The sequence below is a fragment of the Microbacterium sp. NPDC058062 genome, assembly GCF_042885375.1.
GTDB lineage: Bacteria > Actinomycetota > Actinomycetes > Actinomycetales > Microbacteriaceae > Microbacterium > Microbacterium trichothecenolyticum_C.
In genome coordinates, this window is the sequence record NZ_JBHVSC010000002.1 from 1 (window position 1) to 21,116 (window position 21,116).

At 71.0% G+C, this 21,116-nt stretch carries 25 protein-coding genes; 15 read left to right on the plus strand and 10 right to left on the minus strand.

Features of this window, described 5'->3' with window-relative positions; translation table 11 throughout:
• The first annotated feature begins 241 nt into the window (after positions 1-241).
• The 5 genes from ACFVSU_RS04615 to ACFVSU_RS04635 all read left to right on the plus strand — a co-directional run bounded on the left by ACFVSU_RS04615 (position 242) and on the right by ACFVSU_RS04635 (position 5,107).
• A complete protein-coding gene (locus ACFVSU_RS04615; RefSeq protein ID WP_387138738.1) occupies positions 242-1,246 on the plus strand; it encodes a hypothetical protein in 1,005 nt (334 codons plus the stop codon).
• 178 nt (positions 1,247-1,424) lie between these two features.
• The gene (locus ACFVSU_RS04620; RefSeq protein WP_387138741.1) at positions 1,425-1,832 is read left to right on the plus strand and encodes an arsenate reductase ArsC; all 408 of its coding nucleotides are present in this window, start codon (positions 1,425-1,427) and stop codon (positions 1,830-1,832) included.
• A gap of 106 nt (positions 1,833-1,938) precedes the next feature.
• Positions 1,939-2,988, plus strand: coding sequence for an acyl-CoA dehydrogenase (locus ACFVSU_RS04625; RefSeq protein ID WP_387138744.1), 1,050 nt, complete (start codon positions 1,939-1,941; stop codon positions 2,986-2,988).
• The gene (locus tag ACFVSU_RS04630; RefSeq protein ID WP_387138747.1) at positions 2,985-4,337 is read left to right on the plus strand and encodes a PIG-L family deacetylase; all 1,353 of its coding nucleotides are present in this window, start codon (positions 2,985-2,987) and stop codon (positions 4,335-4,337) included. Before ACFVSU_RS04625 ends, ACFVSU_RS04630 begins: the two co-directional genes overlap by 4 nt.
• Positions 4,334-5,107: a glycosyltransferase gene (locus ACFVSU_RS04635; protein ID WP_387138750.1), complete on the plus strand. Its 774-nt coding sequence runs from the start codon at positions 4,334-4,336 to the stop codon at positions 5,105-5,107. The genes ACFVSU_RS04630 and ACFVSU_RS04635 overlap by 4 nt, the downstream gene beginning before the upstream one ends.
• Before the next feature lie 43 nt (positions 5,108-5,150).
• On the opposite strand, the gene dinB is transcribed toward ACFVSU_RS04635, so the two are convergent.
• Positions 5,151-6,347, minus strand: a complete 1,197-nt coding sequence (gene dinB / locus ACFVSU_RS04640; RefSeq protein ID WP_387138753.1) for a DNA polymerase IV — start codon at positions 6,345-6,347, stop codon at positions 5,151-5,153.
• A 212-nt stretch (positions 6,348-6,559) separates the two neighbouring features.
• On the opposite strand from dinB, the gene ACFVSU_RS04645 reads away from it, so the two are divergent.
• Positions 6,560-6,919, plus strand: coding sequence for a PRC-barrel domain-containing protein (locus ACFVSU_RS04645; RefSeq protein ID WP_387138755.1), 360 nt, complete (start codon positions 6,560-6,562; stop codon positions 6,917-6,919).
• Positions 6,920-7,008: 89 nt separating this feature from the next.
• On the opposite strand, the gene ACFVSU_RS04650 is transcribed toward ACFVSU_RS04645, so the two are convergent.
• Together ACFVSU_RS04650 and ACFVSU_RS04655 are read right to left on the minus strand one after the other, a co-directional pair.
• Positions 7,009-7,569, minus strand: a complete 561-nt coding sequence (locus ACFVSU_RS04650; RefSeq protein ID WP_387138758.1) for a Dps family protein — start codon at positions 7,567-7,569, stop codon at positions 7,009-7,011.
• Between the two features lie 104 nt (positions 7,570-7,673).
• On the minus strand, positions 7,674-7,841 hold the full coding sequence (locus tag ACFVSU_RS04655) for a DUF2510 domain-containing protein (RefSeq protein WP_387138761.1): 168 nt from the start codon (positions 7,839-7,841) through the stop codon (positions 7,674-7,676).
• Positions 7,842-8,158: 317 nt separating this feature from the next.
• Between ACFVSU_RS04655 and ACFVSU_RS04660 the strand changes: the two genes are divergently transcribed.
• Positions 8,159-8,404: a hypothetical protein gene (locus ACFVSU_RS04660; protein WP_387138764.1), complete on the plus strand. Its 246-nt coding sequence runs from the start codon at positions 8,159-8,161 to the stop codon at positions 8,402-8,404.
• Positions 8,405-8,445: 41 nt separating this feature from the next.
• Here ACFVSU_RS04660 and ACFVSU_RS04665 read toward each other — a convergent pair whose 3' ends face one another.
• A complete protein-coding gene (locus ACFVSU_RS04665; RefSeq protein WP_387138767.1) occupies positions 8,446-9,426 on the minus strand; it encodes an FUSC family protein in 981 nt (326 codons plus the stop codon).
• An 89-nt stretch (positions 9,427-9,515) separates the two neighbouring features.
• Between ACFVSU_RS04665 and ACFVSU_RS04670 the strand changes: the two genes are divergently transcribed.
• The gene (locus tag ACFVSU_RS04670) at positions 9,516-9,851 is read left to right on the plus strand and encodes a DUF6804 family protein (RefSeq protein ID WP_387138769.1); all 336 of its coding nucleotides are present in this window, start codon (positions 9,516-9,518) and stop codon (positions 9,849-9,851) included.
• 15 nt (positions 9,852-9,866) lie between these two features.
• On the opposite strand, the gene ACFVSU_RS04675 is transcribed toward ACFVSU_RS04670, so the two are convergent.
• Entirely contained in the window at positions 9,867-10,754 is an 888-nt protein-coding gene (locus ACFVSU_RS04675; protein ID WP_387138771.1) for a metalloregulator ArsR/SmtB family transcription factor, read from the minus strand.
• An 83-nt stretch (positions 10,755-10,837) separates the two neighbouring features.
• On the opposite strand from ACFVSU_RS04675, the gene ACFVSU_RS04680 reads away from it, so the two are divergent.
• Together ACFVSU_RS04680 and ACFVSU_RS04685 are read left to right on the plus strand one after the other, a co-directional pair.
• Positions 10,838-11,776: an RNA polymerase subunit sigma-70 gene (locus ACFVSU_RS04680; protein ID WP_387138774.1), complete on the plus strand. Its 939-nt coding sequence runs from the start codon at positions 10,838-10,840 to the stop codon at positions 11,774-11,776.
• A gap of 55 nt (positions 11,777-11,831) precedes the next feature.
• Positions 11,832-12,395, plus strand: coding sequence for a dihydrofolate reductase family protein (locus tag ACFVSU_RS04685; protein WP_387138777.1), 564 nt, complete (start codon positions 11,832-11,834; stop codon positions 12,393-12,395).
• A gap of 10 nt (positions 12,396-12,405) precedes the next feature.
• Here the strand turns inward: ACFVSU_RS04685 and ACFVSU_RS04690 are convergent, their stop codons facing one another.
• Positions 12,406-12,930 (minus strand): TetR/AcrR family transcriptional regulator, encoded by a 525-nt coding sequence (locus ACFVSU_RS04690; protein WP_387138780.1) that lies wholly within the window; start codon positions 12,928-12,930, stop codon positions 12,406-12,408.
• Positions 12,931-13,029: 99 nt separating this feature from the next.
• On the opposite strand from ACFVSU_RS04690, the gene ACFVSU_RS04695 reads away from it, so the two are divergent.
• Positions 13,030-13,743 carry an MBL fold metallo-hydrolase gene (locus ACFVSU_RS04695; protein WP_387138783.1) on the plus strand — a complete coding sequence of 238 codons (714 nt, stop codon included), beginning with the start codon at positions 13,030-13,032 and terminating at the stop codon, positions 13,741-13,743.
• A 129-nt stretch (positions 13,744-13,872) separates the two neighbouring features.
• On the opposite strand, the gene ACFVSU_RS04700 is transcribed toward ACFVSU_RS04695, so the two are convergent.
• The 3 genes from ACFVSU_RS04700 to ACFVSU_RS04710 form a co-directional block, all read right to left on the minus strand.
• Positions 13,873-15,267: an FAD-binding oxidoreductase gene (locus tag ACFVSU_RS04700; RefSeq protein ID WP_387138786.1), complete on the minus strand. Its 1,395-nt coding sequence runs from the start codon at positions 15,265-15,267 to the stop codon at positions 13,873-13,875.
• Between the two features lie 134 nt (positions 15,268-15,401).
• The gene (locus tag ACFVSU_RS04705; protein ID WP_387138789.1) at positions 15,402-15,893 is read right to left on the minus strand and encodes a bifunctional nuclease family protein; all 492 of its coding nucleotides are present in this window, start codon (positions 15,891-15,893) and stop codon (positions 15,402-15,404) included.
• 117 nt (positions 15,894-16,010) lie between these two features.
• A complete protein-coding gene (locus ACFVSU_RS04710; RefSeq protein WP_387138792.1) occupies positions 16,011-17,231 on the minus strand; it encodes an MFS transporter in 1,221 nt (406 codons plus the stop codon).
• Positions 17,232-17,368: 137 nt separating this feature from the next.
• On the opposite strand from ACFVSU_RS04710, the gene ACFVSU_RS04715 reads away from it, so the two are divergent.
• Positions 17,369-17,821, plus strand: coding sequence for a MarR family winged helix-turn-helix transcriptional regulator (locus tag ACFVSU_RS04715; protein ID WP_376008368.1), 453 nt, complete (start codon positions 17,369-17,371; stop codon positions 17,819-17,821).
• 24 nt (positions 17,822-17,845) lie between these two features.
• Here ACFVSU_RS04715 and ACFVSU_RS04720 read toward each other — a convergent pair whose 3' ends face one another.
• The gene (locus tag ACFVSU_RS04720) at positions 17,846-18,799 is read right to left on the minus strand and encodes an aldo/keto reductase (protein WP_387138796.1); all 954 of its coding nucleotides are present in this window, start codon (positions 18,797-18,799) and stop codon (positions 17,846-17,848) included.
• 135 nt (positions 18,800-18,934) lie between these two features.
• Here ACFVSU_RS04720 and ACFVSU_RS04725 point away from each other — a divergent pair, with 135 nt between their 5' ends.
• From ACFVSU_RS04725 to ACFVSU_RS04735, 3 genes are all read left to right on the plus strand, one after another.
• The gene (locus ACFVSU_RS04725) at positions 18,935-19,966 is read left to right on the plus strand and encodes an LLM class flavin-dependent oxidoreductase (RefSeq protein WP_387138799.1); all 1,032 of its coding nucleotides are present in this window, start codon (positions 18,935-18,937) and stop codon (positions 19,964-19,966) included.
• A gap of 116 nt (positions 19,967-20,082) precedes the next feature.
• Positions 20,083-20,439 carry an SPW repeat protein gene (locus tag ACFVSU_RS04730; RefSeq protein ID WP_387138802.1) on the plus strand — a complete coding sequence of 119 codons (357 nt, stop codon included), beginning with the start codon at positions 20,083-20,085 and terminating at the stop codon, positions 20,437-20,439.
• A 66-nt stretch (positions 20,440-20,505) separates the two neighbouring features.
• A complete protein-coding gene (locus tag ACFVSU_RS04735) occupies positions 20,506-21,114 on the plus strand; it encodes a TetR/AcrR family transcriptional regulator (protein WP_387138805.1) in 609 nt (202 codons plus the stop codon).
• Positions 21,115-21,116: the final 2 nt, after the last annotated feature.

Here is a 21,116-nt window from a genome sequence, read left to right on the forward strand (position 1 = left end):
GTCCTGTTCGCCATGCTCCGCGACGGCACCCTCTATCAGCCACAGCTCACCGAACCTGCCCTCGCCGCTTGACAGAAGACATAGGGGCACCCCCCCCCGCGGGAATGGCTGAGCGGAATCTGAGGCGCGTCTGAGGGTCCATAACTTACTATTAAGAGCCGGATAGCGACCCGAAAGCGCACCGATGGAACGCAATGCTGCGTACCATCGCTCCGGCGATGCTTATCGAAGGAGATATGCGATGCACCGCATCACCAAGCTCGCCGCGGGCACCGTCCTCGCGTGCGCACTCGTCGGCACAGCCGCCGCCGCCAACGCCTACACGCTGGCGCCCAACGGCACCGGGTTCATCGGCAAAGGCGAGGTACAGACCGCGCTCGGCATGAACAACGCCGCCCTGCAGAAGGCCGTCGACGCGGGCACCCTTGCGTTCACCAGCAAGCAGAGCGTCTCGCAGGCCGTCGCTCAGGACGCCACTCAGGCCGGCACCCAGGCGGGCACGCAGAGCGGCGTCCAGTCCGGCACCCAGTCGGCGACGCAGACCGGCACGCAGACGGTCTCGTGGGACCTGTCGTGCACGATCGACAACAAGAACAAGCAGTTCCACCGCGAGGGAACCCGTGATGGCGTCCGTGCCGGCACCGCCGTCGGATCCCGCACGGCCGAGCGCGACGCCACCCGCACCGCCTCGCGCGACGGCGTCCGCACCGGCGTGCGCTCCGGCGTCCTGTCGGGCGTCGTGGACGCGTCCATCGACACCCAGGCCCGCAAGACCGGCCAGTGGACGGGCTTCATCATCAAGAGCATCAAGGACCAGACGACCAGCATGGCGGCCGCGCCGGTCTGGAACGAGCCGACCTCGTTCGGCGACTGGGCCTTCGGCGCATGGTCCGAGGACGGCAGCTGGTCCCCGGCGGGCGACTGGTCCTTCGGCGAGTACACCTTCGGCGCCTACGCCTTCGGCGACGTGACCTGGGGCGGCTGGCAGAACGAGCCGGGCGAGGCTCCCGGTGACTGCGGTCGAGGCAACGCCAAGGCCACCGACATCGTGGAGTCCGTCTCGTACGGGACAGTTCTGGAGGGTGCGGTCACGCCCGGCGCGACCGTCGCCGGTGACGTGGTGGCGGGTTCCGTCTCGGAGGGCGATGTCGCCGAGGGCGACGTCGCGTACATCGACCCGGTGAAGAACGTGGGCAGCCCCACCTACGGCGCGACCGCGCTGTTCGTCAACGGCAAAGCGCTCTGACCGATGCCGTGACGAACCTGCGGTCTCAATGACGCGACCGCAGGACGGAAGCAGCCCTCGATCACTTCGGTGGTCGAGGGCTGTTCCGACGGCGAGCGCAGACGCGCAGCTGTCGCCGCGTCCGCAACGATCAATAGACAGTTGTCTATGCTTTATCTGAAAGGAAGGTGAAGTCCGTATGAGCAGCAAGCCCACCGTTCTGTTCGTCTGCGTCCACAACGCCGGCCGCTCGCAGATGGCCGCCGGGTACCTGCGGGCCCTCGCGGCCGACCGGGTCGAGGTGCTCTCCGCGGGATCCGAGCCCAAGGATCAGATCAACCCGGTGGCGGTCCAGGCGATGGCGGAGGAGGGCATCGACATCGCGGACAACACCCCGAAGCTGCTCACCGTCGACGCCGTCGAGGAATCCGATGTCGTGATCACGATGGGCTGCGGCGACGCCTGCCCGATCTTCCCCGGCAAGCGCTACGAGGACTGGCAGCTCGACGACCCCGCCGGCCAGGACGCCGCCACGGTCCGCCGCATCCGCGACGAGATCCGCGGCCGCGTGGAGGCCCTCATCCGCGAGGTCAGCCCGTCGGCCTGACCGTCGACGCCGCCCCGTTCCGGCGTATCCCCCACCGGAGTAGCACTCGGCACACCCTCACGCAATCCCGGCGAGCCGGGAGCGGGGAATCCGTAGCGTCGGCGGCATGGCACCCGCAGCGCTCACCCTGAACCCCTGGCGCCCCTCCGCCGAGAGCGCCGCGCCGGCGGAGGCGATCGATGGCCTGGGCACCGATGTGCCCGCGACGATCGAGTGGGCAGTGCGGGTCGGACGCGATGCACCCCTGCCCGGAAGTGGACGAACGGTACGGCTGTGGGAACTGCTCGCGAATGCCGCCCGATGTGACGTCGCGGCCGCCCGCATCCTTGAGCCGCATCTCGACGCACTCGCGATCCTCGACCAGGCCGGTGGCGACGGTGTCGACGTCGCCGGCGCGCTCGACGATGTCGGCGCCGATCATGCCGCGTCCTGGGGAGTCTTCGCCGCCGAGGGTCCCGGCGCTCGGCTCGAGGCATCCTCGCATGGCTCCGACGGCTGGCGGCTGGACGGTACGAAGCCGTGGTGCTCTCTCGCGGGGTCGCTGAGCCACGCGCTGGTGACCGCCTGGGTGTCACCCGACGCCCGACGTCTGTTCGCGGTGCCTCTCGGAGCCGACGGAGTCACCGCCCGATCCGGGCCGTGGTTCTCGCGAGGACTCCGCCAGGTGGTCAGCGCCCCCGTCGACTTCGACGCGGTCCGCGTGGTGCCCATCGGCGAGCCGGGTTGGTATCTGTCCCGTCCCGGTTTCGCCTGGGGCGGCATCGGCGTCGCGGCGGCGTGGTGGGGCGGCGCGCTCCCGTTGCAGGACTCCCTCGGGGCGGCCGCGGCGCGCCAAGGCGCCGACCAGATCGCCGCGCTCTCCGCCGGCAGCGCGGATGCTGTTCTCTGGGCGGCGCGCGCGGTGCTGGCCGAGGCGGCCGACGCGGTCGACACCGGGCTGGGTGACGAGGACGCCGGCACGCTCGCCGCGCGCGCGAGGGCTGTCGTCGCGGACGCCGTCGAGCGGGTCCTCACCCTCGCAGATCACGCACTCGGTCCGGGCCCGCTGACCTCTGACGAGGATCACGCGCGCCGGGTGGCGGATCTGCGGATCTACGTACGGCAGCACCACGGCGAACGCGACCTGGCGCGCCTCGGACGGAGGGTCCTGCCGTGAGCGTGGCGTTCGACCACCGGGATCCGGGAACCGCTGAGGCCGACTGGACGGCCGCCCGCCTCTGGGCCCGAGCGACGCCCCTGCGCCACCCTGCCGCACGACTCATCGTCCTCACCGCGCATCCCGACGACGAGACCCTCGGTGCGGGCGGCCTCATTGCGGCTGCCGCGGCCGCCGGGACCGACGTCTCGGTGATCGTCGCGACCGACGGTGAGGCCTCACACCCCGGGTCTGCCGGGAGCGAGGATCTCGGCGCACGACGGCGACTCGAAGCCGTCGCCGCCCTGCGCGAACTCGCCCCCGGTGCGCGCCTCAGGTTCCTGGGTCTTCCCGACGGAGGACTTCGCGAGTCGACGCCCGCACTACGCGACGCACTCGCCCGCGAACTCGGCGGCCTGCCGCACGGCGTCCTGCTGGCGGCGCCCTGGTGGGGCGACGGTCACCGCGATCATCGGGTGGCGGGCGAGACGGCACTGACGCTCCGCGGCCCGGGCGTGCATGTGATCGGCTACCCCATCTGGCTCTGGCACTGGGGCGAACCGGAGAGCATCGACGCCGTCGTGGAGCCGGGTCGATGGCGGATGCTGCCTCTCACCCCGGATATGGCCGATGCGAAGTCCGCCGCCCTCGCCCGGCACGTGTCGCAGGTCGAGCCCCTGTCCGCCGCCGCAGGCGACGAAGCGATGCTGCACGACGGCATGCGAGCCCACTTCGCGCGCCCCTACGAGCTGTTCATCGACACCGAGCCGTCGCAGGCTGCCGCTTCCACCGATCCCGCCACGTTCGACGCGCGCTTCCGCGCCCACGCCGACCCCTGGAGCTTCGAGACGAGCTGGTACGAGGAGCGGAAGCGCTCCATCGTGCTGGCCGCCCTCCCCCGTGAGCGCTTCACGAGCGTGCTCGAACTCGGATGCGCGACCGGTGTGCTGACGCTCGACCTCGCCTGGCGCGCGGACGCCGTGCTCGGCGTCGACGCCTCGCCCACTGCACTAGGCCGCGCGACCGACCGAGCCGCCGGAGCGGCCGGAGTCTCGTTCGAGCGCAGGACGCTGCCTACGGACTGGCCGCGCGGATCCTTCGACCTGATCGTGCTCTCCGAACTCGGCTACTACTGGTCGCCGGAGGATCTGGCCACCGCACAGGCCCGGATCGCGGCATCCCTCACGCGCGATGGCGTTCTGGTCGCGTGCCACTGGCGGCATCCGATGTCGGACGCGCCGCTCACCGGCGACGATGTACACGCCGCGCTCGACGACGACCTCTCCTGGACGAAGACGCTGCACCACATCGAGCGGGACTTCGTGCTCGACGTGTTCGAGCAATCTGCCGGCGGAGGGCGTTCCCGATGAACCGCCGAATGCGGGCCGTCGCCGTGGTCGTGCCCGCGCACGACGAAGAAGAGCTGCTCGGCGGCTGCCTGGACTCGATCGAGGTGGCGGTGGACGCAGCGCGCTCGGTGGTGCCGCGGATCGGCGTGTGGGTCGTGCTCGACGCCTGCACCGACGCCTCGGCGGCGGTCGCACGCGCGGCAGACGTCGACCTCATCAGCATCGACGCGCACAGCGTCGGCACCGCCCGCGCCGTGGGGGTTCGCGCCGCACTCGATCGATTCGACGACGTCGGCCGCCGGGCCGTGTGGACCGCGCACACCGATGCCGACTCGGTCGTGCCGCCGAACTGGCTGACGCATCAGCTGCATCTCGCCCGCCAGGGCGCCGACGTCGTGGTCGGCACGGTGCGCCCGGACTTCCGCGACCTCGACGCGGAGCAGACCGAGGCGTGGTGGGCGACCCACACGCCCGGTGTCGCGAATGGACACGTCCATGGTGCGAATCTCGGCATCCGTGCGAGCGCCCTGCTGGCCGCCGGCGGCTTCACCGACGCGGTCGCGCATGAGGACGTCTGGCTCGTCGACGAGATCCGCTCCCGCGGTGGCCGCCTCGTCGCGACGGATGCCGCGTGGGTGCGCACGAGCGGCCGCCCGATCGGTCGCGCCCCCGGCGGGTACTCCCGCTACCTGCGGGAAGACCTCGTCCCGCTCGCGCAGCGTCTCCGGGAGCCGCTGCTTGTGCAGCCCGTCGACCCGCGGCGGGAGTGCGACCCCTCCGAAGTCGCATGACGGACGCACTGTCGGCGCGGAGCCGTCGGGCGCGCTGACCGGTTCATTCGTGCTCCGGGAGCAGCGGCGTCGACCAGCCCGGATCACGGCCGAGGTGGGCCGCACGCGACACCGAAGCTGCGCCGAAGCGATCACGGACCGCGTCGAGCACCGTGTCGAGGCGCACGCCGTCGTCCCAGTCGATCGGAAGCTCCGGAGGGACGCTGTCGACGCGGCCGAGCTGCGACAGCGAGACGCCGATGAGGGTGATGCCGCGTTCCGCGATCTCGGGCTGCGCCGCGGCGAGCAGTCCTTGCGCGACGGCGAGGATCAGCGCGGTGCGGTCGGTGGGCGAGCGGAACGAGCGGGATCGGGTGGCTTTCGCGTAATCGCCGTAGCGGAGCCGCAGCACCACCGTGCGGCAGACGCGGTCACCGTCGCGCAGGCGACGGGAGAGCCGATCGACGATCTGCGTGAGGATGACCTCCAGCTCTTCGGGCGCACGCGGACGGGTGCCGAGGGCACGCTGCGAGCCGATGGACCCGCGGCGACGCGTGGTGTCGACGGGACGCGGATCCCGCAGCCGGGCGAGTGCGTGCAGGTGCGCGCCGGCCGCTCTCCCCAGCAGCCTCTCCGCGGTCGCGGCCTCGAGCTCGGCCAGCTGTCCGACGGTATGGATGCCGAGCCGGTGCAGCTTCTCGGCGGTCACGGCACCCACGCCCCACAGTCGCTCCACCGGCAGCGGGAGCAGGAACTCCTGCTCCCGCTCAGGCTCGACCACCAGCAGCCCGTCGGGCTTGCTGACGGCGCTGGCGACCTTGGCGAGGAACTTGGTGCGGGCGATCCCGACGGAGATGGGCAGCCCGACCTCCTGACGAACCCGCTCTCGCAGACGCACGGCGACCTGCTCCGGCGTGCCCGCGATGCGCCGGAGGCCGCCGACCTCGAGGAACGCCTCATCGATGGAGAGCCCTTCGACGAGCGGCGTCGTGTCCCGGAAGATCGCGAAGACCGCTTTGCTGGCCGCCGAGTACGCGTCCATCCGCGGCGGCACCACCACCGCATCCGGGCAGAGGTCGCGCGCCTGACGGCCCCCCATCGCCGTACGCACCCCGCGAGCCTTCGCCTCGTAGCTGGCCGCCAGCACGACGCCGCCGCCGACGATGACAGGCCGGCCGCGCAGTGCCGGAGCATCGCGCTGCTCGACCGAGGCGTAGAAGGCGTCCAGGTCCGCGTGCAGCACGGTCGCCTCACCCCGCATGCCGCCTCCGATCGAACATCTGTTCTGATCATGGTGTCAGCGGCCGACGACATTCGTGAAGATTCCGTACGGTCTCTTCGATGCCATTACGCCTCCTACGCGGGATGCGCCAGGGGGTCCCCGATTTCCGGAGCACTTCCTAGCGTGGACATCGGAGCGACCACCCGGGTCGATTTCCGAATCCATCCCTCGCATGAAGACAAGGAGCACTCATGTCCACGAATTGGGACGCCTGGGACTACCGTCAGTCGGTCGACCGCGGGGCCGGTTCCCGCGACCTGGTGGGCTACCACGTGCACGCCACGGATGGCGACATCGGAAAGATCGACGAGGCGAGCAATGATGCCGGCAGCAGCCGGCTCGTCGTGGACACCGGACCGTGGATCTTCGGGCGGAAGGTGATCCTTCCGGCCGGGACTGTCGAGCGTGTCGACGATGAAGACGAGAAGGTGTACGTCGATCTGACCAAGGACCAGATCAAGAACTCTCCGGAGTGGGACCAGTCCACGACGGGTCAGGATGACGCGTACCGTGGCCGGCTCGACACCTACTACGGCGACCTCTACCGCTGACCGAACGGGCGATCGGATGGTCGCCATCCCCCGCCGTGACGGAAACGGGGTGCAGCCGCAAGGCTGCACCCCGTTTCTCGCGCTTGGGCTCAGCCCTGCTTCGGCACCCGATTCTCCGCGCTGACCATCCAGGCGTACTGCTCGAGCTTCTCGAGGATCTGATGCAGCAGATCCGCGCTGGTCGGGTCCTCCTCGTCGACCGCGTCGTGCACGTCCCGACAGGTGGCGACCGTGTTCTCGAGCCGTTCCGTGACGAGGTCGATCACGTCGGTGGTGGCGATCTCGCCCTGAGGGAACTCGGGGAGGCTGGTGGTCTCCGCGACGGTGTCGCTGCGACCGTCGGGAAGCGCGTGGAGCGCCCGCATCCGCTCGGCGACGGCATCACCGAACTCGCGAGCCGACTCGATGATCTCGTCCAGCTGGCGGTGCGTGTCACGGAAGTTCTTGCCCACGACATTCCAGTGGGCCTGCTTGCCCTGAGAGGCGAGCTCGATGAGATCGACGAGCACCTTCTGAAGGTTGTCGCTCAGCGTGGCGGAGGCGGTGAACCCGCTCTCGGCGTTCTGTTCCTTGGTGAGCTGGGCGCCGCGGGGAGCGCGCCGCTTGTTGCGGGTGGCGGACGTGGTGGAGTTCTTCGTCGTTGTGGCCATGAGGCCGACGGTACGTACCGACGCCGACTCACGCGCAGGGATTGTGCCCGATCGACGGTCGTGCTATCCGCTCACCATCCCGCCGACGGCCCGCGCGACGACGCTCAGGTGGAGGCTTCGGAGGTGACGCTCTCACCGATCGGTCGCGGCACACCGGCCTGAGCCTGGCGGAACATCTCCGTCCACCGGACTCCGTCCCAGTAGCGCTCGCTCCCGTGCAGGCGAGTGGGGTACCAGCCGGCCTTCGCGGTGGCGGGCGCCGGGTCACACATGGGAGTTCCTTTCGTCGCACAAGAGCCGGGCCGACCCGCCCCTGGACGCCGGGCATCCAGGGGCGAGCCGCCGCAGTGCTGTGGGCCGGGTTCCCCCGCGTAACGAGTACGCCCCCAAACCAGCACCGGCTAGAAGACGGCGGGTAGCGCTGCCGGCTCACCAGCCCCACACACCGGCGAGGAACGAGGCCTTCGGGTGGGCCTCGACACGACGAGCGCTTCGTCTTCTATGGAGACTCTATGACTGCTCTATGGCTCGTGTATAGATGCCTCAAGGTAACTCTCAGCGTGTTCCCTGGCCGTGCTAAGGTGCCCGCATGGCGCGCCCCTACGGAGACCCCGTCGAGATCATCACCGCACCCGTTCCCGCGCAGTCGCCGTTCATTCCGACCGACGCCAAGATCGTGGTCGGCGCCGTCGCTCCCGCATCCCCGGATCCGATCCCGATCGTCCTCCTGCCGGGCTTCGAGTACCGGATGCACGAATGGCGCCACCCCGAGACGCACGAGATCCACTGGCGCCTCGAACGCCGCCGGGCGTCCCGGGCGTCCGACGACCAATAACCCCGAGGTACGCGGCTCCCCGCCGGAAGCGGCGTCCCGGGTCACCGAGCGGGATCGCCGACTCGGAAGGTGCGGGCGAGCGCCGGCACCGACCAGGCGGCGCCCAGTGCGAGCGCGACGCCGAGCAGGGTGAGCCCAACTCGTTCGAGGAACCAGTGCGCCGCCGCATCCGCCTCCCCCAGCTGCAGGAGTGAGAGCACGATCACCGTCGAGAAGAACGGGAAGATGTACCAACGACTGCCCGCGGTCGCCGTCGCGACAGCGAGAGTCAGCAGGATGAGCGCGGCGATCGCCACCGGCGTCGGCGCGGTCGCGGCGATCGCGCACGCGACGATCGCGCCTGCCGTGACCGACAGCGCGCGACCCCAGGCTCGTGTTCCGAGCTGATGGCGATCCGGGCGGCTCACGAGCAGTGCCGCAGTGCACGCCCAGCCCGCGTGGTCGACCCCGAGGAGGAAGCCCGCGGCCGCGGCGAGGGAGGCGGCGAGGCCGATCTGGATGCCGTACACGAGCATCGCGGGGCGGGGCGGCGCGGACCGAGAGGCGCGTGGCGGAGCAGGATGCGGCGGCCACAGGAGCGACACCGCGCATGCGTAGCCCGAGCCGGTGAGGATCAGCACGGCTGCGGTGATCCCCGTCGTCCACGAGGATTCCGACAATCCCGCGCCGTACAGCGGGAGCCCGAGCATCAGGGCGAGCGGGGCAAGGCGGCGCGAGCCATCGGCGGTCGCGAGCGCGACGACCACGCAGAGCGCGAAGATCGCGAACACGGCGAGCACGGGTCGGGGCGCGACGAGCGCGCCGAGGAAGATCGACAGGCCGGCGACAGCGCCGACGAGGATCACGAGGGTCCGCTCGCGCCGGGTCCCTCGCAACCCCAGCGCCGCGGCGGGAAGCACCCCGACCGCGAGCGGCACGCCGATCGCGGGGTCGAAGAGAGACGTCACCGCCGCCGGCACCGCGAGGGCCGCGCCGTGGGCGAGGTTCGTCCACGACCAGGCGATCGGCGCACGAGACTCCATTCCGCCAGCCTGCCGCATCCGCGACCGGAGCGACGGCGCGACCGGAGTCCGATTCTTCACCGGACGCTGAGCGGTGAGAGAGTCGGAGCATGACGAACAAGGACCGGACCGCCTCGACGTATCAGCGCAACGCCTTCGCGCCCAGCCTGATCGCGGCGATCGCCCTGTTCCTGGCACCCTTGCTCATCGGCGGCGAGTGGTTCCTGCTCATCCGGTTCGTCGTCGCGATCCTTGCCGTGATCGTCGCGTGGTTCGCGTTCCAGGCTCGGCACTGGTGGTGGATCCCGGTGTTCGCGGCGATCGCCGTGCTCTGGAACCCGATCTTCCCCTTCGCCTTCGACGGGCCCTTCTGGACGGCCGCGCAGCCGGTCGCCGCCGTGCTGTTCCTCGTCGCGGGGGCGACCATCCGCACCACCAGGAGCTGACGGCCCACCCGGGGGTCAGTACGCGAGGATCTCGTCCAGGAGCGCGCGCACACGGCTTTCGATGTCGTCACGGATGCTGCGGACCGTGTCCATCGGCTTGCCCACGGGGTCCTCGAGCGGCCAGTCGAGATACCGCCTGCCGGGGAAGACGGGGCAGGAATCGCCGCATCCCATCGTCACGACGACGTCGGCCGCGCGGACGACGTCATCGGTGAGGGGCTTCGGGAACTCCCCGCCGACGGAGACGCCGATCTCGTCGAGCGCCTGGACGACCGACGTGCGCACTTCCGGGCCCGGCGCCGAGCCGGCGCTGCGCACCCCGACACGATCGCCCGCGAGGTGCCGGAGGATTCCCGCGGCGAGCTGAGAGCGCCCGGAGTTCTGCACGCAGACGAACAGCACCTCGGGTCGGGCGGGCAGATCACCCTGGGCTCGGCTGAGCGCTTCGAGCCGCGTCGCCGCGAAGGCGGCGGTGCGCGAAGCGAGGAGCGGCGAACTCGAGCCGGTGGCCAGGAGGTCGTAGCTGCTCTCGACGCTGGCACGAACCGTCTCGGGACTGAAGGTGCCGCGGAATCGGAGCGCGAGATCGTCGACGATCCGTCCGAGATCGGGCGCCGCCGGCGCCACCCCGCCGTCGCCGTCGCCGATGAGCGCGTTCACCCGATCGATCTGATCCGGCGCGATGGAGTACCAGACACGTCGTCCGTCGCGCTCCCGCAGGACGACGCCTTCGGACAGGAGCGCCTTCATGTGGTGGCTCACGGTGGGCTGCCGGAGGCCGAGCGCATCGGCGAGCTTTCCGACCAGGGCGTGCCCGCCGTCCGCGTCACGGATCAGGCGAAGGATGCGGGCACGGGTCGGGTCGGCGAGGATCGTGAGTCCGCGCTGGGCCGCGCCTTTCATGGACCGAATTCTATCGACGCCGACCGCCGCCGGTGCCCGCACGACAGGCTCCGAGTGTCGCGCGGGGACCCTATGCTCGCCGTGTGGCTGCGTTCGACGAGGTCGAGCTGTCGGGCATCCGTCGACGGCTCCTGCCGTTCTGCTATCAGATGCTCGGGTCGCCGTTCGAGGCGGAGGACGCCGTCCAGGACGCGATGGAACGGATCTGGCGGGCCCGCGACACCTTCGACCCGGCACGTGCGAGCGTCACGACGTGGGCGTATCGCATCGCGCGCAACGTCTGCCTCGATCGGCTCCGCGAGGCTCCACGGCGCCCACTGCCGAGGGATCTGCAGGAGCCGGGGATCGAGATCGGCGCCCCGCTCGTGCCCGCGTTCGACGTGCCGTGGCTCATCCCCGCCCCGACGGGCTGGCTCTCCGGCTCGGAGGTCGAATCCGCCGCCGAGCGTCGCAGCGACGTGCGCCTCGCCGTCACGGCCATGCTGCAGTCGCTCTCCCCGCTCCAGCGCGGGGCCTTCGTGCTGCGCGACCTCGTGGGGCTGTCGGCCAGGGAAACCGCGGACGCCCTCGAGGTGTCCGTCGCGTCGGCGAACTCCGCCCTGCAGCGGGCCCGCGCGGCCCTCTCGACCGGCACCCGGCGTCCGCACACCCTCGCCCCGACCGCCGTCGAGCAGTACGCCCGGGCGATCGAACGAGCGGATGTCGCCGCCCTTGCCGCCCTCGTCGCCGACGACCTCGTCTTCGAGATGCCGCCGGTGCCCGCGTGGTCGCGCGGCCGGGACACCTACCGCGACTTCATGGCGGACTTCTTCGTGCGGCGCGGCGAGGACTGGGCGACGATGCCGATCTCGGCGAACGGCCAGCCCGGGATCCTGCTCTACCGGCTCACTCCCGATGGGCGCGAACCGCACACGGTGCAGATCTTCGATGCGGATGAGTCGGGCACGATCGCGCACGTGCTCGTCTACCAGGACCCGCGGCTCTTCGCCCTCTTCGAGAAGGAGTTCTCCGCAGAGCGATGAGTTCGCGGCATCCCATCCGTATGTCCTTGTGAACCCACTTCACGAGGAGGAGACGATGGGACGAGTGATCGTCGTGCAGTACATCACGCTCGACGGCGTGGTCGAGGATCCCGACGGCAGCGGCGGCACGCCGTTCGGCGGATGGGCCATGCGCCATGGGCCAGAGGGCGTCGCGGGAGACAAGTTCCGGCTCGGCAGCATGCTGGAGACCGGGGTGCTCCTGTTCGGACGCCGCACCTGGAACCACTTCGCCGGGCTGTGGCCCGGCCGCGACACCCCGTTCGCACGCGCCATGAACCGGGCCGACAAGGCGGTGGTGACGAGCCGCGCACTCCCCGAGGACGGGTGGACCAACTCGCGAGGCGTCGACGGACCCCTCGCCGAGTGGATCGCCGGGACCGTCACGACGCGGGACGTGGTCGTGATCGGCAGCGGATCCGTCGTTCAAGCTCTGCGCGAGCACGGCCTCGTCGACGAGTACCGGCTCATCGCGTTCCCGACCGCCGTGAACGCCGGGCGCCGGCTCTTCCCCGACGCCGTCGACCTCGAACTCGTGTCGTCCGAGATGACGGGACCTGCGAGCCTCACGATCCACCGCGTCCCCGGCCGCACCGCCTGACGCGATCGGCTCAGGCGGCGAGACCGCGGCGCAGGGCGGCGAGCCCGTAGTCGAACGCGCCGTCGACGTCGCCGCCGAGCCGGAAGGCGCCGGCGAGCTCCATGTGGATGAAGCCCGTCGCCCACGCCGTCACGAGACGGGCGGCGTCGAGAGCGTGGTCCTCACCGGTGATGGCCGCCGCACTGTCGACGATCGTGAGTCCCGCGCGGTCGAGCAGTTCCTGAGGAGCGGCGGCCGCGAACATCAGCCGGAACCCCTCCGGGCGCTCGTGCGCGAGCGCCCGGTAGGCACGCGCGAGGCCTTCCAGAGAGCGATCGGATGCCTCGAGCCGGCCGGTCAGGTCGTCCACGGTGGCGGCGGCGACGGCCTCCAGGAGGGAGTCGCGGTCCCGCACGCGCTTGTACAGAGACGGCGCCCGCACTCCCACGCGCTGCGCGACGCTCTGCATCGTGAGGCCCGTCGGACCGGACTCCTCCAGGATGTCGCGACCCGCCGCGACGATCTCGGCGTACGACGTGCGTTCCGGCGTCGGCATGCGAGCCTCCTTCGATGGCTATTGACAGTAGCCATGATAGCTACGTATCGTAGCCATGCCAAGTTCGGAGACACCGACGGCTCCCGCGAAGGATCCCCCATGAAGCTCGCACCCCACCTCCACCGCATCGGCAACGACATCGTCGCCGCGTACCTCGTCGTGACGGACGACGGCGTCACCGTCGTCGACGCCGGGCTTCCCGGCCACTGGAAGGACCTCGTGCGCGAACTCGAGGGACTCGGCCTCTCCCCCGCCGACGTGAAGGGCGTCGTCCTCACCCACGGCGACAGCGACCACATCGGCTTCGCCGAGCGCCTGCGCCGCGACCACGGCGTGCCCGTGTACGTGCACGAGGCCGACGCCGAGCGCGCCCGCACCGGCGAGAAGCCGAAGGTGTCGACCGGGCCGATGAAGCTCGGGCCGACGCTCGGGTTCTTCACCTACGCCCTGCGCAAGCGCGCGATGCCCACGACCTACGTGTCGGAGGTCGTCGAGGTGCACGACGGCGATGTGCTGGATCTGCCGGGCTCACCCGTGATCGTGGGCATGCCCGGCCACTCGCCGGGCAGCATCGCGGTGCACATCCCCGTCGCCGATGCCGTGTTCGTGGGCGATGCGCTCACCACCCGCCACGTGCTCACCGGGCGAGAGGGCATCCAGCCGGCGCCGTTCACCGACGATCCCGCCGAGGCGCTGACGTCGCTCGAACACCTCGCCGGGCTGCAGGCCTCGTGGGTGCTTCCCGGTCACGGCGCGCCCTGGAAGGGCTCCCCCGCCGACGTCGCAGCCGCCGTCCGCGCGGGCGCGGCCTGAGCCCCCACCGCCTCGACACCCACCGCCCACCGCCGAACGCCGAACGTCGAGACCGGGTTTCTCGCCGAGACCGGGGGACGTCGCCCCTGGTCTCAGCGAGAAGCCCCGGTCTCGACGGAACGCGCGGACTCAGACCGGCCGGGCGGCGGCGAAGAGGTTCGCGGGGTCGTAGTCGAGCTTGAGCTGACGCAGTCGCGCCCACGCCGCGCCGAACGCCACCGAGCGGTCCACTCCGGGGGCGTCGACGAAGGTCAGGGCGAGCGCATCGACCCGCCACGCCACCATGGCGGCGACGCCCGCGCGCACCGCCGCTGTCGCCGGGGCCGCGGCCTCGGGCGCGGGCACCATCGCGACCGAGTGCACGAGGTACTCGCCGTCGAGCGAGGCGATCGCGCCGCCGCCCGCCGGCCGCCGATTCACGGCGCCGCCGAGATGACGCAGCTCCTGGACGAAGATCCCCGGGGTCTGAGCCGCCTCGACGAACGCGTCGACGGCACGTGCCGGCAGCTCTCCCAGCACCGCGTGCCACGTCACCGACGGCGACGGCTCGGGCGGGTCCATGTGCACGCCGACGAGAGCGGGCGCGGGGATGCGGGCGAACGTGTCGACCTCGGGCTGCAGGGCACGGAGCGGTTCGAGCAGAGCGGATGCCGCGGCATCCGTGTCTTCGATCGCCCCGTCGATCACGACCACCGAACGGCCCGACAGGAACGGCGGCAGCTCGGGCATGGGCGGGATGTGGAGGATGCGCAGGGTCGTGGTCGCGGACTCGGGCGCGGACTGCGTCCACTGCGCCCACGCGTGCGAGACCTCCGAGGCGCGCGACGCGTCCCACAGCAGCATGCCCGCGAAGACGTCGGCGAGCGGGAGCAGGTCGATCTCGATCGCGACGACGACACCGAACGAGCCTGATCCGCCGCGCAGCGCCCAGAACAGGTCGGGGTGCTCGTCGGCCGTCGCGCGCACCAGCGAGCCGTCGGCCGTCACGACCTCGACGGCGCGCACCGCGTTCACGGCTAGTCCGTGCGCGCGGGCGTAGAACGACAGCCCGCCGCTGAGCGAGTACCCGACGACCGACACGTCGCCGGCGCTGCCGTGCAGGGCCGTCAGCCCGTGCGGGGCGGCTGCCTCGAGCACGTCGTTCCAGAGCGAGCCGCCGAACACGCGCGCCGTGCGCGCCACCGGGTCGACGGCCACGCCGCGCAGGGATCGCAGCGACACCAGCACCGTGTGCGCGAGGTCGGTGTCGCTCAGTGCGCCCGCACCGTGGCCAGTCGACTGCGGCGCGATGCGCAGCCCCGAGAGCGTCGCTGCGCGCACGACGTCGACGACGTCCTGCGCGGAGCCGGGGATCACGACGGCGAACGGATGCTGCGCCACGGCGAGATTCCACGGCGTCCGGGCGGCGTCGTAGCCGGCGTCGCCGCGCAGCAGGGCGCGGTCACCGAGCGCCGCGCGCAGCTCGGCCGCGGCGGCGGCCACGGCGGCGTGGGGCACGTCGAGGGCGAGGTCGTTGAGGGACATGGAGATGCCTTTCGATGAGGGAGCGCGACGGAGCATCACGACGGGCTCCGTCCGCGTGACCGCGCCACACGCGGCGGCCACCCCACGAAAGAGCGGGCTCCACCGCCCCAGATACATGGCGGCGCGAATCCGGCTCAGCTCTCGAAGTCCTCCGGCTCGACGTCGTCGAGGAATCGCTTGAACTCGTCGAGCCGCTCGGCGGCATCGGTCTCGGTGAGCACGTCGGGCACGCCCGCCTCGGCGAGCACCGCGTCGGCGACCCAGATCGGCGCACCCACGCGCGAGGCGAGCGCGACGGCATCGGACGGGCGGGCATCCACGATGCGGTCCCCGAGCGCGGTCGAGAGCGTGATCTCGGCGTAGAACGTGCCGTCCTCGATGCGGGTGACCTCGACCTTCGTCGCCACCGCGTCGAGCGCGGTCAGGATGAGACCCATCAGGTCGTGCGCGAGCGGCCTCGGCACATCGGCGTTCTCGACGGCGACCAGGATCGACGTCGCCTCGAGCTGGCCGATCCAGATCGGAAGCACGAGCCCGTCGCCGGGGATCTGGTCGACGGGTTTCAGCAGCAGCACGTGCTGCCCCGACGCGTCGAGGGCCACACCGGCCACGCGGACCTGGACCATTGCGCACCCCCTCGGCTCGCGGCATCCGTCGGCGCCGTCTTCTCTCGGGCCATCGTAGGCACCGCGCGCACACCCGGGACAGGGGGGTGTGCGCGCGGTGTCGTCCGGGCTGCGGGATCAGACGACCGGAACGGGGACCGTGCGCGTGGTGGCGGGCGTCGCGCGCCGCGCGGTCCGCACGACGCGGCCTCGCGCGCGATGGGCCAGGAGAGCGGCGACGATCATCACGACGAGCCCCGCGGCCGAGATGACCGCGCCGATCCAGACGGGAGCGGTGTAGCCGAGTCCCATGCTGATCCCGACGCCGCCGGCCCACGCGCCCAGCGCGTTGCCGACGTTGAACGCGCCGATGTTGGCACCCGAGGCGAGCGTCGGAGCGCCGTCGGCGTAGTCCATGATGCGGCTCTGCAGCCCCGGCACGGTGCCGAAGCCGAAGGCGCCCATGAGCACGAGTCCGGCGATCGTCGCGGCCTGAGAGCCGGCGAACAGGGCGAACGCGACGAGCACGACCACGAGAGCCGCGATGAACGCGATCAGCGTCGCGTCCAGGCGCCGGTCGGCCAGGCGTCCGCCCAGCCAGTTGCCGCCGACGAGACCGGCGCCGAAGAGCACGAGCAGCCACGGCACGGCACCGGACGCGAAGCCGCTCACTTCGGTGAGCGTGTAGGCGATGTACGTGAAGGCACCGAACATGCCGCCGAAGGCCAGGACGGTGACGGCGAGCGACAGCCACACCTGGGTCGAGCGAAATGCCCGCAGCTCGCGGCGGAGGCTGATGCGCTCCTGCACGCCCGATGGGGCGGGGACGAGGGCGGCGATGCCGGCGAACGCGATGACGCCGATGCCGGCGATGACCCAGAACGTCGACCGCCATCCGAACTGCTGACCGAGGAACGTGCCGAACGGGACCCCCAGCACATTGGCCGCGGTGAGACCGGTGAACATGATCGCGATCGCGCCGGCGCGCTTCTCGGGTGCCACGAGGCTCGCCGCGACCACGGAGCCGATACCGAAGAAGGCACCGTGCGACAGGGCGGCGAGGATGCGACCGGTCATCGCGATGCCGTAGTCCGGGGCTAGCGCCGTGAGCACGTTCCCGGCGATGAAGAGCACGATGAGGCCGAGCAGCACGGGCTTGCGCGGCAGACGGGTCGTGGCGGCGGTGAGCCCGAGAGCACCGACGACGACGCCGAGGGCGTAGCCGGAGATGAGCCAGCCCGCCGCCGCCTCGCTGACGGCGAAGTCGCGGGCGACCTCGGGCAGCAGGCCCATGATGACGAACTCCGTGAGTCCGATGCCGAAGGCGCCCATGGCGAGCGCGACGAGTCCGAGTGGCATGAGGGGTCTCCTGGTATGCTGGGGTTTAGTTGCACACGCGGGATATTGCGTAAGCGAGATAAATAGTTGCACACGCTAGATAAACGCGCAAACAACTATGCGTTCGCATCGACCCGTCGCATCGATCAGGAGGACTCATGGGCATCGCAGACGACGCCGTCGAGGTGCGCGCACAGGGCTGGCGCACCCTCGCCGCCCTGCACGGACTCATCGAGGCCGAGCTCGAGCGCGCGCTCGCCGCTTCGGTCGAGCTTTCGGTGGTCGAGTACACCGTGCTCGACGCCCTCAGCCGCCAGGACGGCTGGCACATGCGCATGCAGCAGCTCGCGCGCGCGACCGCGCTGAGCCCGAGCGCCACCACGCGCCTCGTGAACCGACTCGAGGACCGCGCTCTCATCACGCGCATCCTGTGCGCCGACGACCGGCGCGGCATCTACACCGAGCTCACTCCGGCCGGGCGCGCGCTGTACGACCGCGCCCACCCCATCCACGACGAGACGCTCGTCCGAGTGCTCGCCGAGGCGGCGGAACAGCCCGAGCTCGCGCCCGTCGTGGAGGTGCTGCAGACGGTGGCCCCGCAACCGGCCTGAGCCGGCGCGAGGCCCAACCTGGGATCAGACGGCGGCGGGCGTCCACTCCGACACGCGGCTGAGGGTCTCGACCTCGTCGGCCGTGAGCTCGACGCGGGCGCCGTCGAGCAGATCCGAGACCTGCTCCACGCGCGACGCGCTCGCGATGGGCGCTGCCACCGTCGGCTGCGCGCGCAGCCACGCCAGGGCCGTCGCCGCGATCGAGACGCCGTGGGCACGGCCGATCCCCTCGAGCGCGTCGATGATCTCGAGCCCCTGCGCGGTCGCGTACTGCGACGCAGCGCCGGCCCGCGGGGAGGACTGGCCCGCAGCATCCGTCGTCCGGTACTTGCCGGTGAGGAAGCCCTTGGCGAGGGAGAAGTAGGGCACCAGGCTCAGGTCGAACTCCTGCGCCAGCGGGATGATGTGCTCCTCGATGTCGTTGCGGTGCACGAGGTTGTAGTGCGGCTGGATCGCGACCGGAAGCGCACTGCCCGCAGCCTGGGCGAGACCGACCCACTCGCGGATGCGGTCGGCGCTGTAGTTCGAGACCGCGATGTAACGCACGAGTCCGTCGGTGACGAGCTCGCCGAAGGCAGCGACGGTCTCCTCCAGCGGCACCGTCTCGTCGTCGAAGTGTGCGTAGTAGAGGTCGATGGTGTCGACGCCCAGGCGCTTCAGCGACGCTTCCGCGGCGGCCCGGACGTTCTTCGCCGAGAGGCCCTTGAACTCGGGGTGCTGACTCACCTTCGTCGCGACGACGACGTTCCCGGGCTTCCGTGCCGCGAGCCACTCGCCGATGATCGTCTCGCTCTCGCCGCCGGAGTTGCCGTCGACCCACGCGCTGTACGAGTCGGCGGTGTCGATGAAGTTCCCGCCGCCGGCGTGGAACGCGTCGAGGATCGCGAACGACCCCTCGCGGTCGGCCGTCCAGCCGAACACGTTGCCGCCGAGCGAGAGGGGAAGAACGTCGAGGGAGCTGGTTCCGATGAAGGTCATGCTTCGAGGCAACCATGCGACGCGCCGATCGCTTCCCCGATGACGCGACATGACGCCTCGCGATCGGGCGCGGCGCCCCCGCAGCGAGAGTTCATTCACCGGAATGGATGCTGCGCGCGTACGGTTGCAGACGTCATGCAGCGATTCGGAACCCTCTCGTTCGGACACTACGGCCCGCTCGGCGGCGGGCGGCAGCTCACCGCCGCCGACTCGATGCTGCAGGCGATCGACCTCGCCCAGGGCATGGACGAGCTGGGGGTGAACGGCGCGTACTTCCGCGTGCACCACTTCGCGCGCCAGCAGTCCTCGCCCATGCCGCTCCTGGCCGCCATCGCCGCGCGCACCGAGAACATCGAGGTCGGCACCGGCGTCATCGACATGCGGTACGAGAACCCTCTCTACCTCGCCGAGGAGGCGGCCGCGGTCGACCTCATCTCCGACGGCAGGCTCGCGCTCGGCGTGAGCCGTGGCTCACCCGAGACGGTCGTCCGCGGCTACGAGGCGTTCGGCTACACCGGCTCGGAGGACCCGCGCGGCGCGGACCTCGCGCGCGAGCACTTCGATCTGTTCCTCCGGGCGATCGACGGCGAGGGCCTCGCGGAACGGGATGCCTCGTCCCCCTTCGGCACCGGCGCCACGGGGCTGCAGCGCATCGAGCCGCACTCCCCCGGCCTGCGCTCTCGCGTGTGGTGGGGCGCCGGCAACCGCGACTCGGCGGAATGGGCCGGCCGCACGGGCGTGAACCTCATGTCGTCCACCCTCCTCACCGAAGCCGACGGCACCCCGTTCGACCTGCTGCAGGCGCAGCAGATCGACGCGTTCCGCGCCGCGTGGCGCGAAGCCGGGCACGCCGGCGAACCGCGCGTGTCGGTGAGCAGGTCGATCTTCCCGATCACCACCGCCGAAGAGCGGATGTACTTCGGCGGGCGCCAGGACGGCGACCAGATCGGCGTGATCGACGGCATCCGCTCGACCTTCGGGAAGACCTACGCGGCGGAGCCCGACGAACTCGTCGAGCAGCTTAAGGAGGACGCCGCGATCGCCTCAGCCGACACCCTCATGCTCACGATCCCGAGCCAGCTGGGCGTCGAGTTCAACCTGCGCGTGGTCGAATCGTTCGCGAAGTACGTCGCGCCCGAGCTGGGCTGGCAGTCCACGCGCGCCTGAATCCGGGGCATCCGCGCCATCCGTCCGCATGGTTCTTGACCGGTCGGTCAGTCAGGCGTACCGTTCGAATCGACCCCCGATCGGGAGCCATCAGGTCTCGGAAGGAGGAGATCCGAATGAAGAAGTGGACTCGCTGGGAGGACTGGGTCGCAGCCGGAGTCGGCCTCGTGGCCGCAGTCTGCGCGTTCGCGCTGCCGCAGATGGGCGCTTCGATGCCCTGGATGCTCATCGTCGGCGTTCTGCTGATCGCCGCGGGCGTCGCCAACCTCGCCATGCCGGGGATGGTGGCGATGGAGTACGTGCAGCTGGCGCTCGGCGCGCTGCTGTTCGTCGCTCCGTGGCTCGGCGGTTACGCCAGCATGCAGTCCAGCGCCGCCTGGGTCAGCTGGATCGGCGGAGCGGTCGCGGTGATCGTCGCCGCGCTCGCCGTGAGACCCGCCATGCACATGCACGACCAGGCCATCCCGCACTGAGGTGCGAGCCGAGACGGGGGCGCCGGATCAGACCGACGCCCCCGCCGTCTTTCTCCAGGACACGACATGACCCGCAGTCGCGAAAGCCGCACGCTGATCCTCGACGCGGCCGAGCGCCTCTTCGCGGAGCGCGGCTTCGATGCCACGCCGACGATGGCGATCGCCGATCTCGCCGGCGTCCCGAAAGGGCTGCTCTTCTACTACTTCCCCACCAAGACCGATCTGCTGCGGGCGCTCGTGGGTGAGCGTCTGGACCTCGATCCGATCGACACCTCCGGACTGATCGCGCGGGGGGATCCGGCACAGACCCTGCTGAACGTGACGGACCGGCTGCGCGAACTGCAGGCGGACTCGGCGGTGCGGCGGGTCATCGTGTGGCGCGAGCATCGCACGCACCCGGAGGTGCGCGAGAAGCTCCACGACTACCGCAGCCAGCTGCAGGCGATCGTCGAGCGTGTGCTCGGCGCCAGCATCCTCCACCCGATCGCCGCGCGCCGGGTGCGCACCGCGGCCGCGGCGTGGGTCGCGATCATCACCACGCCGACGCTCCTCGACCGCGTCGGGGACGATGAGCCGATCACGGGCGAGGAGACGCCGATCGACTCCGCGGAATCGGCGGACCTGCCCGCCCTCGCGGACCTGATCACAGCGGGCCTGCGCGAATCCGCGGCGTGACC